Origin of the sequence: Salinicola sp. MIT1003, from assembly GCF_001858555.1 — a bacterium.
GTDB classification, from domain to species: domain Bacteria; phylum Pseudomonadota; class Gammaproteobacteria; order Pseudomonadales; family Halomonadaceae; genus Salinicola; species Salinicola salarius.
Map to the genome: position 1 here is coordinate 57799 of NZ_MCAP01000005.1, position 15518 is coordinate 73316.

Genomic DNA, 15518 nt, shown 5'->3' on the forward strand with positions numbered 1-15518 from the left:
CGCTTTCCCTCCAACGGCCTTCTGCTGACTTGCGTCACGCGATCTGTGGTGTGGCCGGTATCCTCTCGCTCCCATATTTCCGCCTGTTTCCACACCTTCTTTCTTGACCGCGACATCAGGCGCGCGTTTCGACTTCTACCCTTTCCTACCTTTCCTGGCCGGTCATGGCGCGGACATCCCAGACCGGCCAGCGACGATTCGACGCGGGCAAAAAACGTGATCCAGCGTAGTATGAAAAAAATGGTCAAGATATATTAAGGAATGTAAATTTTCCTGGTTTTGGCCGTTTCCACGAGGAAGGGATCGAGTCGACCCATGCCCCAGGATTTCGCCAAACCAGGCGTCCGGTAGCCAATTGCCGTCCGCGCATCGGCCCGATGTCGTTCCCGGTGACGGGAAGCCTGCCACTGACGTTCAACGACCGCAAAGGAGCCATTGATGAATCCCTCGACGCTGATAGGCATTTTCGCCAGCATCGTGCTGCTGATCTGCGTCCTGTTCTTCACCGCCGAATCGCCCGAAAGCTTCATCAATTTGCCGGGGCTGGCGCTGGTGATCACCGGCACTTTCGCGGCCACCTTCATCAGCTATCCGCTGAAGGAGGTCTTGCGGGTGGTGCGTCTGGTCGGCGTGGTATTCAAGCGTGAAGACACTCATGTGCGTGCCGATATCGATGAGCTCGTCAGTCTTTCCAGGCTGTGGACCCAGGGCAACGTGCGCGGGGTCGAAAACCAGCTCGAGTACGTGCGCAACCCGTTCCTCCGCTCGGGTATTCAACTGCTCATCGCCAATACCCGGGAGGATGAGATATTCGACGTGCTGCAGTGGCGTATCACCCGGCTCAAGGCGCGAGAGCAGGCGGATGCGCAGATCTTTCGCACCATGGCAACGTATGCGCCGGCGTTCGGCATGATCGGGACCCTGGTCGGGCTGGTGAACATGCTGGAAGTGGTCGACGCCGGGCAGCTCGACATCATTGGCCCGCGCATGGCCGTGGCCCTGTTGACGACCTTCTACGGCATTCTGATGGCCAACCTGGTGTTCAAGCCGATCGCGGTGAAGCTCGAACGCCGCACGGAAGAGCGGTTGATCACCATGAACATGGTACTGGAGGGGATCTCGCTGATGAGCAAGCGCCGCCTACCGTCATTCATCGAAGAGACTCTCAACTCCTTCATTGCCAACTACCACGACGAGCTGAGCGATCGCAACGTGAAGCCGCGCCCCGCCTCGGCACAGGAGGAGTAGCCTCATGCAGAACCGTGCAATGCAGCAGCTGCTGGCGCCACCGAGCACGGCCGGAGGAGAGGAAGAGGGCTGGCTGACCAGCTATCTGGACGTGCTGACGCTGCTGCTGACCCTGTTTGTCCTGCTGCTGGCGATTATTCCCAGGGGGCAGGGAGAGGACGTCACGGCAACCGAGGTTGCCGCCTCGGCGGCGAGTGCGGGCACTGGTATTCAGCCGCAACACGAGGGGTTGAACCCTCGCCTTGCCAATCTCGATATTCCCGGCGTTCACGTCATTCAGGGACAGCGGGGCGTTACCCTGCGCATCGATGACAACCTGCTCTTTCCTAGCGGGCGGGCGACGCTGATCGACCAGGGCCGAACGACGATCGCCAGCCTGATCGGCGAGCTGAAGGCGTTCGACGGCGAGATTTCCGTCGAAGGGCATACCGACGACGTGCCGATTGCGACGCCGCAATTCCCTTCCAACTGGGATCTGTCGGCAGCGCGGGCGATCGCTGTGGTGCGTTACCTGGTGGGGCAGGGCGTCGATGCCTCGCGCCTGCGTGCGATCGGTTACGGCGATACGCGTCCGGCGGCCAGTAACGCGACGGCGGCGGGGCGAGCCTCCAATCGCCGGGTCGATATTCTGCTGACCGCATCGACGTCGCCATGATCTCCGGGCATGACTCGGCCAAGGCAGCGATAGAAAAATGACGATAGGACAATATCGATAGACGGTGGCGATAGAACGATATCGATAGAACGATGGCAATGACCAGCAACAGGCGCTTCCCTCGCCTCGATGGGCGAGGTTTCCGGAGCGATTGCTCATTTGATCATTAAGCATGGTTATAGCGTGACGAGACATTCCCCAGAAGAGATGGCCCATGAACCCAGCATCGCGGAACTGGCCAGTGGCGGGCTGCTGACCTGTGACGTATCGGCAACCCTTGGCGATGCCATTCAGCGCATGCATGCCGCCAGGGCGAGCTGTGTATTGGTGACGCAGGACGATGATATCTGCGGCATCTGGAGCGAAGGCGACGTCCGCCGTCTCGACTTTTCCGATCCCGACCTGCTCGACGCGCCGATCGCGCAATCGATGAGCAGCCCGGTGGTACGTATCGCCCACGGTGCCGGCCTCGACGAAGCCGCCCTGCTGATGAAGCGACGGTGCCTTCGCCGCCTGCTGGTGGAAGATGACGAGGGGCATCCGCTGGGCATCGTCACCCAGTCGGATATCGTGCTCGGCCAGCGCGTCGAGCATTACCTGACGATGCGCGACATCGGCTCGATCGTCATCCATCCGCCGCTGGTACTGGCGGCGTCGCTGCCTCTGGATGCCGCCATCGCGCGAATGCGCGAGGCGAACGTCGACGCGACGGTGATCGACTACGGTAACGGCGCGCTGGGGATTTTCACCGAGCGTGACATGGTGACGCTGCTGGCCGAAAGACGTCTGGGCTGTTGCCTGGGCGAGGCCGGGAGTCCGACCCTGCTGACCAGACCGCGAAGCATGGCGCTGATGCATGCCGTGGAGCTTTTGCGAAAGAAGGCCTTTCGCCATCTCGGTGTGCTCGATGAACAGGGTGAGCTGTGCGGGCTGCTGTCGTTCGGCGACATCATGGCCGGTCTCGAATACGAAGTCGTGCTGCAACTCAAGGAGACACTGAAGGTGCGCGATCATGCGCTGCGTGCCTCCTCTGAGCATCTTCGCCTCGCCCAGCGGGTCATCAACGCCTCGATGGATGGCATCATGATGACCGACGCCCATGGTGTCATCCAGTCGGTCAATCCCAGTTTTACCGTACTGACCGGCTACAGCGCCGAGGAGGCTGTCGGCAATCGCCCCAGCATGCTGAGTTCCGGGCGCCAGACACCGGAATTCTACCGCAACATGTGGAGTACCCTGCTGGAGCAGGACTATTGGCAGGGCGAGATCTGGAACCGGCGCAAGAACGGCGACGTCTATCCCGAGTGGCTCACTATCACTGCGATTCGAGACGACGAGGGCCAGATCCTGCAGTTTGCTGGCATATTCAGCGATATCTCCGACCGCAAGCGCCGGGAGGCGCAGATTCACCGGCTGGCCTATTTCGACGACCTGACCGGTCTGGCCAATCGGCGGCTGTTTCTGGATCGTCTCGAGCAGGCGCGCGCCAACGCCCATCGCCACGGCCATCGCATGGCGGTGATGTTTCTCGATCTCGATCTGTTCAAGCGCATCAACGATACCCTGGGGCATCACGCGGGGGATCAGGTGCTGTCCACCATCGCCAGGCGTCTCCAGGCCACGGTCGGCGAGGGTGAGTCGGTGGCACGACTCGGCGGTGACGAATTCACCATATTGATCCATGAGGTGGAAAGTCTCGACGGGCTCGAATCGCTGTCGGCAAGGTTGATCGAGAGCATCGGTCGTCCGTTCGAAGTGCTTGGCCATCTGCTCAACGTGTCGACCAGTATCGGCATCAGCGTCTACCCCGAAGACGGCCAGAACGGCGAAATGCTGCTCAAATACGCCGATACCGCGATGTACCGCGCCAAGGAAGCGGGCCGCAACCAGTGGTGCTTCTACCAATCGCACATGGGCCAGAACGACCATCAGGCACTGACGTTGGAACAGAGCCTGCGCCGGGCGCTCGACAATGATGCGCTGGAGGTGGTCTATCAGCCCCAGGCGGCGCTGGAAGACAAGCGCCTGGTCGGCTTCGAAGCGCTGCTGCGCTGGAACGACCCTGAACTGGGCGTCGTGTCACCGCAGCAGTTCATTCCGCTGGCCGAGAAGCTCGGCATGATCGATCGTATCGGCCGCTGGGTATTGGAGCGGGTCTGCGCCCAGTTGCACGCCTGGCGGCATTTGCCGCGCGTGCCGGTAGCGGTCAACGTCTCGGCGCTGCAGCTCAGCGATCGCCGCTTCGTCGATGACGTCGAAAAGTGTCTGGAGCGTTATGCGCTGTCGCCCGAACTGATCGAGCTGGAACTGACCGAGAGCGCCTTGCTGCCGAATGCCGAGACGACACATCGGATGTTGCAGCGCCTGCGGGATCGCGGCATTCGCCTGCTGATCGATGATTTCGGCACCGGCTATTCGTCACTGTCCTATCTGCGCCGATTGCCGGTCAGTGCACTCAAGATCGATGCGAGCTTCGTCCGGGAGCTACCTGACAGCTACGAAGACGGCGAACTCATCGGCGCGATCCTCGCCATGGCCAACGCGCTGGGGCTAGATGTGATCGCCGAAGGGGCGGAAACCGACGCCCAGGCCGATTTCCTGCGCGCGCAGGGCTGCAAGATCGTTCAGGGCTACTGGCTGTCGCGGCCGCTGGATGCGGCTGCCGCCGGCGAATGGCTGGATCGCCTTCCTGCCGACGATGTCTCGCCATAGGTGTCGCATCACGATATCGGCGATCGTGGCGCGCCGTGACCACCGGCGCGTCCTTGCATGAAACGGCAACAGCCCCTGAGGCATGAAACGGCAACAGCCCCTGAGGGGGCGGTTCACATCAGTGAGCGCGCCACGATCACCACCACCCCGAAAGTCAGTACACCACCCATCACCGGCCAGCCGAGCGAGCGGGTTCGCCACCAGATCGCCAGTGTCACTCCCAAGCCGATGAGGGTCGCCAGCCAACCGGCGGCATCCGGCGTACGTGGCACCAGCGATACGCCGAGTACCGCCGCGATCATCATCGGCCCCAGGATCACCAGCCATTTGGGCAGGGCATCGACGGGGCCATTCTCACCGCTGCGCGTCAGTCGCCGCTGCATCCAGAGCAGCGGCAGCAGCCGGATCAGATAGGTACCGACTGCGGCAATGAGCATGCCGATCCAGAGTTCGAGGTTCATGATGGACGCCTTTCTTTAGTCGTTCCCTTGTCCGTTCCGAGCGTTTCCGGCAGACGGACCATGTAGAAACAGAGCGCACCGCAGGCGGCGGCCAGCGGGATGCCGATATTGGTCAACCCGACCAGCGTGCAGACGAGCGCCGCGGCGACGCTGACACTCAATGCGGCAGCCCAGCGGCGCGAGGTGAATCGCGGCACGATCAACACCAGAAACAGTGCCGGGAGCGCGAAAGGCATGACCTCGCCAAGCAGCGGCCAGCGGCTGGTCAACCACTCGCCGGCGACCGCACCCAGCAGAGAGCCGGCGATCCAACTGAGCCAGGCCAGCATGGCGGCGCCGAAGAACCAGCCGACACGCTGGGATTCCGGCAACTGCGGCAGCCGGCTATGGGCGAGGGCAAAGATCTGGTCGGTCAGTCCGTGCATCAGCCACGGCCACCAGCGGCTCTTGGGTAGCCAGGGTGCGATGTTGGGCGCGTAGACGACGTGACGCACATTGATCAGCAGCGTCATCGCCACGGTCAGCCACAGTGGAGAGCCGCTGGCAATCATGCCGACGAACAGGAACTGCGAGGCGCCGGCATAGATCAGCGCCGAGATTGCCAGCGTTTCCGCGGTGCTGAATCCGGCCTGTGCGGAAATCAGGCCAAACGAGATCGCCACCGGGATATAACCGCCCAGTAGCGGAATCGCTTCACGCACCCCTGTCAGCCAGCCATGAAGCCGACGTACTCCCCCGATATCAGACATTCGATTCTTCTTCCTTGGCAGGAACGATAACGACCAGCAGCGTTGCAGCCATGTCGCGCAGGCGACAGTCCTCAGCCTGACCGACTGTTCTATCCAACGCGCTCTCGCGCGTCAATCTCGCCTAGCGTCGCCGACACGGTCGGAACCGACCGTCGTGATGAGAACAGTCGGCGTGACGCAATCGGAACACTCGGATTCGCTTTCGGTCGGCGGAGCGGTTGGGCGGGGGGATATGCTGCGCGGAACAGTCGCCCTTGAGGCTTCACCGAGAAGTCTCTTCACAATGCCAATACCGAGGGCGCGCAACCGAGGAGGAGTACCGCATGTCGACGTCATCCCTGCACGACGATGCCATCATCATCGACGGTCTGATCATCGCCAAATGGGATCGAGCGCTGTTCGAGGATATGCGCAAGGGCGGTCTGACCGCCGCCAACTGCACGGTTTCGGTGTGGGAGGATTTCGAATCCACCGTCGATAACATCGTCAGCGTGAATCAACTGATGCGCGACAACGCCGAGCTGGTGCGCCCGGTGATGACCACACGTGACATCACGCGTGCCAAGGAGGAGGGCAAGACCGGCATCATTCTCGGCTTCCAGAATGCTTACGCCTTCGAGGACAAGCTGGGTTACATCGAGATATTCAAGAAGCTCGGTGTCGGCATTACCCAGCTCTGCTACAACACCCAGAATCTGGTCGGCACCGGCTGCTACGAACGCGACGGCGGGCTTTCCGGCTACGGCCGCGAGGTGATCGCCGAAATGAACCGGGTCGGCATGATGTGCGATCTCTCCCACGTCGGTTCCAAGACTTCGGAAGAGGTCATCCTGGAATCGAAAAAACCGGTCTGCTACTCCCACTGCCTGCCTACCGGACTCAAGGAACATCCGCGCAACAAGCGCGACGATGAACTCAAGTTCATCGCCGATCACGGCGGTTTCGTCGGCGTCACCATGTTCACCCCGTTCCTGCGCGCTGGTGTCAATGCCACGGTCGAGGACTACGTCGAAGCGATCGTCTACATCATGAACATCGTCGGCGAAGACGCGATCGGCATCGGCACCGACTTCACCCAGGGCCAGGACGAAGCCTTCTTCGAGTGGCTGACTCACGACAAGGGCTACGCCCGCCGTCTGACCCGCTTCGGCGAGATCATCAATCCCAAGGGCATCCGCACCATCGGCGAGTTCCCCAACCTGACCCAGGCGCTGCTGGATCACGGCCTTTCCGAGCCGGTGGTGCGGAAGATCATGGGGGAGAACTGGGTTCGAGTCTTGAAGGATGTCTGGGGCGAGTAGCAGCGACGAGCTTCGAGCCGCGAGCAGCGAGCAAGTTAGTGAGTTTTTGAGTTTGGTGCTCGATAACGCGAAAGCCCAAAGATCTTGCTCGCACCTTCTGTTTTAGCGTCCGAAGCCGACGATTTCTTGCTCGAAGCTCGAAGCTCGAAGCTCGAAGCTCAAAGAACAATTTCCGAGGTAAACGAGATGACTGCAATGGCCCCCGAACTGCCGATCGATGTCGATAGCGAGACCGGTGTCTGGACTACCGATGCGCTGCCGATGCTCTACGTGCCACGGCACTTCTTCATCAACAACCACACTGCCGTCGAGCAGGCACTGGGCGTCGAGGCGTACGCGAAGATTCTCTATGACGCCGGCTACAAGTCGGCCTGGTTCTGGTGCGAGAAGGAAGCGGAGCTTCACGGTATCGAGGGCGTGGCGGTGTTCGAGCACTACATGAATCGCCTGTCCCAGCGCGGCTGGGGGAAATTCGTCACCGAAGAGATCGATCTCGACGCGGGCACCGCCAAGGTACGTCTGGAGCACTCCTGTTTTGTCTACCAGCTCGGCAAGACCGGCAAGCGCGAAGAGTACATGTTCACCGGCTGGTTCGCCGGCGCCATGGACCAGATTCTCGAGGCCCGCGGCAGCGATATTCGTACCCGCGCGGAGCAGACGCAGAGCGGGGCTGAAGAAGGCCATGACGTGGGCTATTTCGAGGTCACGTCTCTCTAGAAAAGACGTGAAGGCGATAAATAGTTCAGTAAATTCGTGAGTAACGAGATCGACTTGGAAAGCCGGTGAGAAGTCCGCTTTCGAGTCGGTCCATGTGAGGTGATTGCGATGGCATACGAGGCATTGTTCAAGCCGATACAGATCGGCAAGTTGACCATTCGCAATCGCGTGGTCAGTACCGCACACGCCGAGGTCTACGCCACCGACGGCGGCATGACCACCGAGCGTTATGTCAAATACTATGAAGAGAAGTCGAAGGGCGGCGTGGGGCTCGCCATCTGCGGCGGCTCCTCGCCGGTTTCCATCGATAGCCCCCAGCAGTGGTGGAGTTCGGTCAACGTCTCGACCGATCGCATTATTCCGCATTTTCAGAATCTCGCCGATGCGGTGCACAAGCACGGCGGCAAGATCATGATCCAGATCACCCATATGGGGCGCCGCTCCCGCTGGGACGGCCACCACTGGTCGACCTTGATGTCGCCTTCCGGCATTCGCGAGCCGGTTCACCGCGCCACCTGCAAGACCATCGAGGAAGAGGAGATCTGGCGCATCATCGGCGATTTCGCCCAGGGTGCGCGTCGGGTGAAAGAGGGCGGTCTCGACGGCTGCGAACTCTCCGCTGTCCACCAGCACCTGATCGACCAGTTCTGGAGCCCGCGCGTCAACAAGCGCACCGACCAGTGGGGCGGCAGCTTCGAGAACCGCATGCGCTTTGGCATGGAAGTGCTCAAGGCGGTGCGCGCCGAGGTCGGCGACGATTTTTGCGTCGGCATGCGCATCTGCGGCGACGAGTTCCACCCGGACGGCCTCTCTCAGGACGACATGAAGCAGATCGCCGCCTACTACGACGCCACCGGCATGGTCGATTTCTTCGGCGTCGTCGGTTCCGGCTGCGACACTCACGACACGCTGGCCAACGTGATCCCCAACATGTCCTACCCGCCGGAGCCGTTCCTGCATCTGGCGGCGGGGATCAAGGAAGTGGTCTCGGTCCCGGTGATCCATGCCCAGAACATCAAGGACCCGACCCAGGCCGAACGGGTGCTCGAGGGCGGCTATGTGGATCTGGTCGGCATGACCCGCGCCCATATCGCCGACCCTCACCTGATCGCCAAGGTCAAGGCCGGCAACGTCGACCGGATTCGTCAGTGCGTCGGCGCCAACTACTGCATTGATCGTCAGTACCAGGGGCTCGATGTGCTCTGCATCCAGAATGCGGCGACCTCGCGGGAGTACATGGGGCTGCCGCATATCATCGAGAAGACCACCGGACCTCTCCGCCGTGTCGTCGTCGTCGGTGGCGGCCCCGGCGGCATGGAAGCGGCACGGGTCGCTGCCGAACGTGGTCACGACGTCACATTGTTCGAGGCCCAGCCTCAACTGGGCGGGCAGATCACGCTGGCGGCGAAGGCACCACAGCGCGACCAGATCGCCGGCATCACCCGCTGGTACGAAATGGAGCTTGCACGGCTCGGCGTCGATATCCAGTTGGAAACACGCGCCGATGATTCGATGATCCGCGATCGGCAGCCGGACGTGGTGGTTCTCGCCAACGGCGGCCACCCGTTCCTGGAGCAAGTCTCCGAATGGGGCGCGGAGGAAGGGCTGGTGGTCAGCAGCTGGGACATCCTTTCAGGCAAGATCGAGCCGGGCAAGAACGTGTTGATCTACGACACCATGTGCGAATTCAGCGGCATGTCGACGGCGGATTACTGTGCCAGTCAGGGCGCCACGGTGGAGATCGTCACCGACGACACCAAGCCCGGCGTGGCGATCGGTGGCACCACCTTCCCGACCTACTACCGCAGTCTCTACCAGAACGCCGTGGTGATGACCGGCGACCTGGCTTTGCAAAAGGTCTACCGCGAAGGCGACAAGCTGGTGGCTCTGCTGGAGAACGAATACACCGGCGAGCACGAGGAGCGGGTAGTCGACCAGGTGGTCGTCGAAAACGGCGTGCGTCCGGACGAATCGCTCTACTACGCGCTCAAGGAGCGTTCGCGCAATCGCGGCCAGATCGATCTCGAAGCGCTCTACGCCATTCAGCCACAGCCGACGCTTTCCGAAAGTGGCGAATTCGCGCTGTTCCGGCTGGGGGACTGCGTGGCGCCGAGGAATACGCACGCGGCGATCTATGATGCGTTGCGGTTACTGAAGGATCTGTGAGCCACGAGCGGAAGAGCTGTAAGAAAAATCAAAAGCGAAGCCCTTGATTTTGCAGATGAAAGCAGTTGTTCCTGGCTTACGGCTTACGGCTTCTGTAGAGGCGTCCAAACGAGGAGCAGAACATGCTGCAGACGCTACTCCCTATTCTGATCTTTGCGGCGCTGATCGTGGGTGCTATCGGTGCGTCGCATCGCATCCGCCTGTGGCGCCAGGGCCAGCGGACATCGGTCGTGTGGCGGAACATTCTGCGTGTGCCGAAGCGCTACCTGAATGATCTGCACCACATTGTCGCTCGCGACAAGGCGATGGCGCACACCCACGTGGCGACGGCCGGAGGCTTCGTCGCGGCGATGGTGCTGGCAATCGTCGTCCATGGCTTCGGCTGGCGCAATCCGATTCTCGGTGGGCTGCTGCTGGCAGCGAGCGCGGTCATGTTCGTGGGCGCGCTGGCGGTCAATCGCCGTCGAATCCATCCTCCAGCCAAACTCTCGAAAGGCCCCTGGCAACGGCTTTCCAAGAGCTTGCTCGCCTATTCGGTGGGGATGTTCCTGATCAGCCTGCCGCTGGTGGGCATCGGCCCCGCACTTTTTGCCGGCAGCCTGTTCGCCATCGTGCTGATCGCGCTGGTGGGATGGGGCGTGCTGGAGTTGGTCGTCGGCATGGGCTGGGGCGGACCGATGAAGCACGCCTTCGCCGGCTCGATGCACCTGGCGTTCCATCGTCGCCCCGAGCGCTTCGATGATCAGCATCCCGGCGCGACCTTGAAAAAGACGCACGATGTCCATCGCGGCAGCCGGTCGACGGCGCTGTTCCCGCTCGACCTGACCGCGTCGAAGCTGGGCGTGGAAAAGCCGGCGGATTTCCAGTGGAATCAACTGCTGGGCTTCGATGCCTGCGTGCAGTGCGGGCGCTGTCAGGCGGTCTGTCCGGCATTCGCGGCGGGGCAGCCGCTCAACCCCAAGAAGCTGATTCAGGACATGGTCGTCGGCATGGCCGGTGGCTCTGATGCGCACTATGCCGGATCTCCATATCCGGGGATCGAGGTGGGCAAACACCAGGGGGCGCCGGAACAGGCCATCGTGCCGCAGCTTGTCGAGGCAGAGACGCTGTGGGCCTGTACGACGTGTCGAGCCTGCGTCGAGGAGTGCCCGATGCTGATCGAGCATGTCGACGCCATTGTCGACATGCGCCGCTTCCTCACCCTGGAGCGAGGCGAAACGCCGGAAAAAGGCGCGGTGGCGATCGACAATCTGATCGCCACCGACAACCCCGGCGGACTGGACAACGCCTCGCGTCTCGACTGGGCGGCGGATCTGGAGATTCCGCGCATTCAGGATCGCCCCGAGGGCGTCGACGTGCTGCTGTGGCTGGGCGATGGCGCTTTCGACATGCGCAATCAGCGCACGCTGCGTGCATTGGTGAAGATTCTGCGCGCCGGTGACGTCGACTTCGCCGTGCTCGGCAATGAAGAGCGCGACAGCGGCGACGTCGCCCGGCGGCTGGGCGACGAGGCGACCTTCCAGCGTCTCGCCGAGCGCAATATCGCCACGCTCTCGCGCTACCGCTTTCAGCGCATCGTCACGGCGGACCCGCACAGTTTGCACGTCCTGGGTCGCGAGTATCCTGCCTTCGGCGGCGAGTATGTCGTCAAGCACCATTCCACCTTCATCGCCGAGCTGTTCGATGCCGGCCGGTTGAATGTCGCAACGCCCGAACGACGTGAAACGATCACTTACCACGATCCCTGCTATCTGGGGCGCTACAACGGCGAGTTCGCCGCGCCGCGCCAGATATTGTCGGCGCTGGGGCTCGACGTGGCCGAGATGGAACGGTCCGGGTTCCGCTCGCGCTGCTGCGGCGGCGGTGGCGGGGCGGCGCTTTCCGACGTGCCCGCCGATCTCCCAGGTCGCGCGCGCATTCCCGACATGCGCATGGAGGACGCGCGTGCCACGGGGGCCACTACGGTCGCCGTCGCCTGCCCGCAATGCACCGCGATGCTGGAAGGCGTGGTCGAGCCGCGGCCGCAAGTCAAGGATCTGGCCGAGCTGGTGGCCGATGCGCTGGTGACGCCGGCATCGGGCGAGCCCGAAGCGAGTGTCGCTGTCTCGAGCCCGAGTCGCGAGGAGGAACCGGCATGAATGTCAGACGCATCGACCCCCACGCCGAACGGATCCGGCGCAATCGGCTCCACCCGCGCCATCAGGAGTTCGTGCATCCGGCCTGGCGCTGGACCGGCCCCAATGGCGTGACACGAATCGATCCGCATTCGCTCGGCGCCGTCGGCCCCAATGGCATCAGGCGAATCGACCGCAGCGGTGCCGTCGTCGAGGCGCAGCCGCCGACATCATCGCCAATCGAGAGCGGGCCTTCGCGCCGCATGGTAGTGATCGACGATCCGGCCGGCTTCGTCATGGTGGTGCCGGAGTGCCCGGAAGGACGACTGAGCGATCACGATCGGGACCTGTTGGGTCTGGCCAGGCAGTTGGCCGATGGGCAGTCGCTCGCTGTCACGGCGGTCACATTCCAGGGCGCGGTGGCGGGGCTGGAAGACGCCGGCGCCGACCGCTGGATCGACCTGTCGGCATGCGTCGAAGGTGACTGTTACGATCCGGAATCGCGTCTCGCGGCGCTGGTGAGCGTGGAGAGGGCAATGACGCCACGGCATTGGCTGTTCGCGGATAGCTTCCCCGGTGGCGGCGATCTTGGTCGACGTCTGGCGGCGCGGCTTTCCCGCTCTTCCAGTCATGGCGCCAACGCGCGAGCGGCGACGCGGGTATGGCAGATCGCCGAGGGTCTTGGCCTGTCGCGGGCGGGAGGGAGGCAGGATATCCAGCGCGAACTCCCGCTTATTCTGCTGGCACTGCCCGAGTGCGCCGAGCCGGTCAGCGAGACACGGCACGAGGCGCGGCCAATATCGGTCGACGCGGCCGGCTCCATGAGCTCGGACATGACCGCGGTCGGAGTCGTCGATCTCGGCCGGGTCGCGGTGGATCCGCAGCAGATTCCGCTGGCCCAGGCGCCGTTCATTCTCTCCGCCGGTCGTGGTATCGGCGATTGGGCGGGCTTCCATCACGCCGCAGAGGTGCTGGGGGCCAGCGAGGGCGCCTCGCGGGTGGCCGTCGACGACGGCAACATGCCCCGCACCCGGCAGGTCGGGGCGACGGGAACGTTCGTCTCCGCCAGTTGCTACATCGCGGTGGGGATCTCCGGCGCGGTCCAGCATCTTCAGGGCATCGCCAAATGCCAGCGGGTCGTCGCGATCAACCGCGATCCGGGTTGCGATATGGTCAAGCGTGCCGATCTGGCGCTCATCGCCGATGGCGATGCCGTGCTGGCGGCCGTGTGCGCACGGTTGGGGAAGCCGATGGCCGATGTCACCACCACCGAATCTCGCGGGGAGCACTATCATGACGCCGCCTGACGCTGCCGCATGCCCGGTCGTGGCGCTGGTCTCCAGCGGACATCATCCGGTTTCCGGACGGCCGGGACGCGCCCGGGAGGATGCGCGAGCCGTCGAGATGGGCTTGACGCTGGCCGGGGCGCGCCTGCGACTCGTCCACGCAGGCAACGCCGATGAGCCTGCGCTGCGCGACTATCTGGGTATGTATCATGGACTGGACGATTCTGCCGCCCAGGGAGAGCTGGCGCTGCTACCGATGACGACCGCCGACGATGCCGTACCGTTGTTGGCGACATGGCTGGCGAACAGCGGCTGTCGGCTGGTGCTTGCCGGGCAGCGCGCCGAATGTGGCGAGGGCTCCGGGTTGCTGCCCTATCTGCTCGCCGAACGGCTGGGATGGACGATCGTATCCGGCGCCGCCACGATCGAAAGGGTCGGCGCGGATCGCGTCACTCTGCTGCAGGTGCTGCCGCAGGGGCAACGCCGCCGACTGGAGGTGTCGCTGCCTTGCTTGATCACTGTCGATGCTCTGGCACCCCCTCCGCGCCAGAGCGCTTTCGGCCCGGCAAGACGGGGCCGCATTCATGTGGTCGACGGGCTGACCGCCGAAGAGGATTCGGCCAGCGGCGAATGGCAATGGCAGCCGGCACGAGCCCGCCCCAAGCGGCTCAAGGTCGTCAAGTCTGGCAATGCGCGGGATCGCTTCCGGGCCGCGGCGGCCAAGTCATCGGCCGCCGGTGGCCAGGTGCTGACCGATCTGACCCCCGAACAGGCGGCCAATAGGCTAATTGCCTATCTGCGTGAAGAGAAGATACTGAACGATGAGATGTCGTAATCGAGCAGCTTCGGCATTCTCGAGGAGGGCAGCTGGCCAGTGGACGACATGATCGCTCCTTTGCCAGCGCGAGAGGTGAATCAACGACCGAACGGGAGACGAGACATGATGATCGTCGATCTTATCGATGGGGAAGATTTTCGTCAGCGGCTGACCTCGCTGGGCGTGCGTATCCCTGAAGAGGCATGCCCCGAGACCTGTGCCCGGCTGGCGGCGGGTTGCCATCGTGCCAGGGGTGTCGAAGGGCTGGAGCCGGCCATTCGCGACCTGATGCAGCACACCGACGTGATGTTGCCGTCGGTCCGGGAGGCGATAGAGCGCCATCTCTTGCCCGCGTTCAACGGCGCCTGAGCGCGCACCGCGATAGCCGCCGATTTTCCGGTATCGCCGACCCTTGCCTATGCTGAAAGATCGAGCAACGCGATAGAGGATAGAACGCATGGCAATTGGTATCTGCACTTGGACGCTAGGTATCGACGATCTGGATCTGCTGCTGGACAAGGTGGTCGAACTGGGCTTCGACGGTGTCCAGATCAACGAACTGTGGGAGCGCGATACGCCGGCTGCGATCCGAGAAGCGCTCGATCGGCGTGGAGTGGCCCTGTTGGCGGTGGACGCTCAGCGAATCGGGCCGCAGGCGGGCGAGGCGCCAGATGTCGCGCAGGGCATCGATGCCTATCGTCAGGTGATCGACCGCGCCGCCGAACTGGGAGCGCCCATTGTCACGTTACCGATCCTCTCGTTTTGGGTCCAGGGGCATCCGACGCCCTTCGATGCGCTGGTCGAAGCGTGTCGGGAACTGGCTGGCTACGCTAGCGAGCGGCAGATCCAGCTCGTCTACGAAGTCGCCAACCGCCAGGAGGTACCAATGATTCACACGGCGGAAGAGGGCAATCGTCTGGTGCGGGCCATCGATCGTCCCGAACTGGGGCTGATTCTCGATAGTTATCATATGAATCTGGAGGAGTCCGATCCCGTCGCCGCGATCGAATCGAGCCGTGATACGTTATCGATCTATCACGTCTCGGACTCGACGCGCGGCGGCATCGGTAGCGGGATGGTGAACTTTTCGGCGCAATTCGAGGCGCTGGAGCGGATCGGGTTCGAGGGGCCGGTAATCATGGAGTGCTTGCCGCCGATGCATGATCCGGGTTCGCCAGTGGCAAGCGATGGCAATCGCCGTATTTTGGAAGATGAACTCTCCCGCTCGCTGGAGATCTGGCGCAGCTACGCGGCCTAGTCCGTACCTCTTGCGTCGGTGACAAAGGCTCGCG

At 62.9% G+C, this 15518-nt stretch carries 13 protein-coding genes; 11 read left to right on the forward strand and 2 right to left on the reverse strand.

Features of this window, described 5'->3' with window-relative positions; translation table 11 throughout:
- Positions 1–438 precede the first annotated feature (438 nt).
- From BC443_RS02620 to BC443_RS19195, 3 genes are all read left to right on the forward strand, one after another.
- Complete coding sequence (locus BC443_RS02620) at positions 439–1248, forward strand: MotA/TolQ/ExbB proton channel family protein (protein WP_071230289.1); 810 nt, start codon at positions 439–441, stop codon at positions 1246–1248.
- A 4-nt stretch (positions 1249–1252) separates the two neighbouring features.
- A complete protein-coding gene (locus BC443_RS02625) occupies positions 1253–1903 on the forward strand; it encodes an OmpA family protein (protein WP_071230290.1) in 651 nt (216 codons plus the stop codon).
- Between the two features lie 183 nt (positions 1904–2086).
- Positions 2087–4615 (forward strand): EAL domain-containing protein, encoded by a 2529-nt coding sequence (locus BC443_RS19195; protein WP_210766232.1) that lies wholly within the window; start codon positions 2087–2089, stop codon positions 4613–4615.
- 113 nt (positions 4616–4728) lie between these two features.
- Here BC443_RS19195 and BC443_RS02635 read toward each other — a convergent pair whose 3' ends face one another.
- On the reverse strand, positions 4729–5076 hold the full coding sequence (locus BC443_RS02635) for an AzlD domain-containing protein (protein WP_071230292.1): 348 nt from the start codon (positions 5074–5076) through the stop codon (positions 4729–4731).
- On the reverse strand, positions 5073–5825 hold the full coding sequence (locus tag BC443_RS02640) for an AzlC family ABC transporter permease (RefSeq protein ID WP_071230293.1): 753 nt from the start codon (positions 5823–5825) through the stop codon (positions 5073–5075). The genes BC443_RS02635 and BC443_RS02640 overlap by 4 nt, the downstream gene beginning before the upstream one ends.
- A gap of 323 nt (positions 5826–6148) precedes the next feature.
- Here BC443_RS02640 and BC443_RS02645 point away from each other — a divergent pair, with 323 nt between their 5' ends.
- The 8 genes from BC443_RS02645 (at position 6149) to BC443_RS02680 (ending at position 15484) form a co-directional block, all read left to right on the forward strand.
- Positions 6149–7126 (forward strand): dipeptidase, encoded by a 978-nt coding sequence (locus BC443_RS02645; protein WP_071230294.1) that lies wholly within the window; start codon positions 6149–6151, stop codon positions 7124–7126.
- A 186-nt stretch (positions 7127–7312) separates the two neighbouring features.
- Entirely contained in the window at positions 7313–7843 is a 531-nt protein-coding gene (locus BC443_RS02650; protein ID WP_071230295.1) for a DUF5943 domain-containing protein, read from the forward strand.
- Between the two features lie 108 nt (positions 7844–7951).
- On the forward strand, positions 7952–10009 hold the full coding sequence (dgcA, locus tag BC443_RS02655) for a dimethylglycine demethylation protein DgcA (RefSeq protein WP_071230296.1): 2058 nt from the start codon (positions 7952–7954) through the stop codon (positions 10007–10009).
- 122 nt (positions 10010–10131) lie between these two features.
- Positions 10132–12147 carry a (Fe-S)-binding protein gene (locus BC443_RS02660; protein WP_071230297.1) on the forward strand — a complete coding sequence of 672 codons (2016 nt, stop codon included), beginning with the start codon at positions 10132–10134 and terminating at the stop codon, positions 12145–12147.
- Positions 12144–13430, forward strand: coding sequence for an electron transfer flavoprotein subunit alpha/FixB family protein (locus BC443_RS02665; protein ID WP_071230298.1), 1287 nt, complete (start codon positions 12144–12146; stop codon positions 13428–13430). Before BC443_RS02660 ends, BC443_RS02665 begins: the two co-directional genes overlap by 4 nt.
- Complete coding sequence (locus tag BC443_RS02670; protein ID WP_071230299.1) at positions 13417–14244, forward strand: electron transfer flavoprotein subunit beta; 828 nt, start codon at positions 13417–13419, stop codon at positions 14242–14244. Before BC443_RS02665 ends, BC443_RS02670 begins: the two co-directional genes overlap by 14 nt.
- Before the next feature lie 105 nt (positions 14245–14349).
- Positions 14350–14595, forward strand: a complete 246-nt coding sequence (locus BC443_RS02675; RefSeq protein WP_071230300.1) for a hypothetical protein — start codon at positions 14350–14352, stop codon at positions 14593–14595.
- Between the two features lie 88 nt (positions 14596–14683).
- Entirely contained in the window at positions 14684–15484 is an 801-nt protein-coding gene (locus BC443_RS02680) for a sugar phosphate isomerase/epimerase family protein (RefSeq protein WP_071230301.1), read from the forward strand.
- Positions 15485–15518 lie beyond the last annotated feature (34 nt).

Bases quoted from the DNA above. Each gene is read 5' to 3' on its own strand.
- BC443_RS02620 (WP_071230289.1), top strand. From the start codon at position 439: ATGAATCCCTCGACGCTGATAGGCATTTTCGCCAGCATCGTGCTGCTG.
- BC443_RS02625 (WP_071230290.1), top strand. From the start codon at position 1,253: ATGCAGAACCGTGCAATGCAGCAGCTGCTGGCGCCACCGAGCACGGCC.
- BC443_RS02635 (WP_071230292.1), bottom strand. From the start codon at position 5,076: ATGAACCTCGAACTCTGGATCGGCATGCTCATTGCCGCAGTCGGTACC.
- BC443_RS02640 (WP_071230293.1), bottom strand. From the start codon at position 5,825: ATGTCTGATATCGGGGGAGTACGTCGGCTTCATGGCTGGCTGACAGGG.
- BC443_RS02645 (WP_071230294.1), top strand. From the start codon at position 6,149: ATGTCGACGTCATCCCTGCACGACGATGCCATCATCATCGACGGTCTG.
- BC443_RS02650 (WP_071230295.1), top strand. From the start codon at position 7,313: ATGACTGCAATGGCCCCCGAACTGCCGATCGATGTCGATAGCGAGACC.
- dgcA (WP_071230296.1), top strand. From the start codon at position 7,952: ATGGCATACGAGGCATTGTTCAAGCCGATACAGATCGGCAAGTTGACC.
- BC443_RS02660 (WP_071230297.1), top strand. From the start codon at position 10,132: ATGCTGCAGACGCTACTCCCTATTCTGATCTTTGCGGCGCTGATCGTG.
- BC443_RS02665 (WP_071230298.1), top strand. From the start codon at position 12,144: ATGAATGTCAGACGCATCGACCCCCACGCCGAACGGATCCGGCGCAAT.
- BC443_RS02670 (WP_071230299.1), top strand. From the start codon at position 13,417: ATGACGCCGCCTGACGCTGCCGCATGCCCGGTCGTGGCGCTGGTCTCC.
- BC443_RS02675 (WP_071230300.1), top strand. From the start codon at position 14,350: ATGATGATCGTCGATCTTATCGATGGGGAAGATTTTCGTCAGCGGCTG.
- BC443_RS02680 (WP_071230301.1), top strand. From the start codon at position 14,684: ATGGCAATTGGTATCTGCACTTGGACGCTAGGTATCGACGATCTGGAT.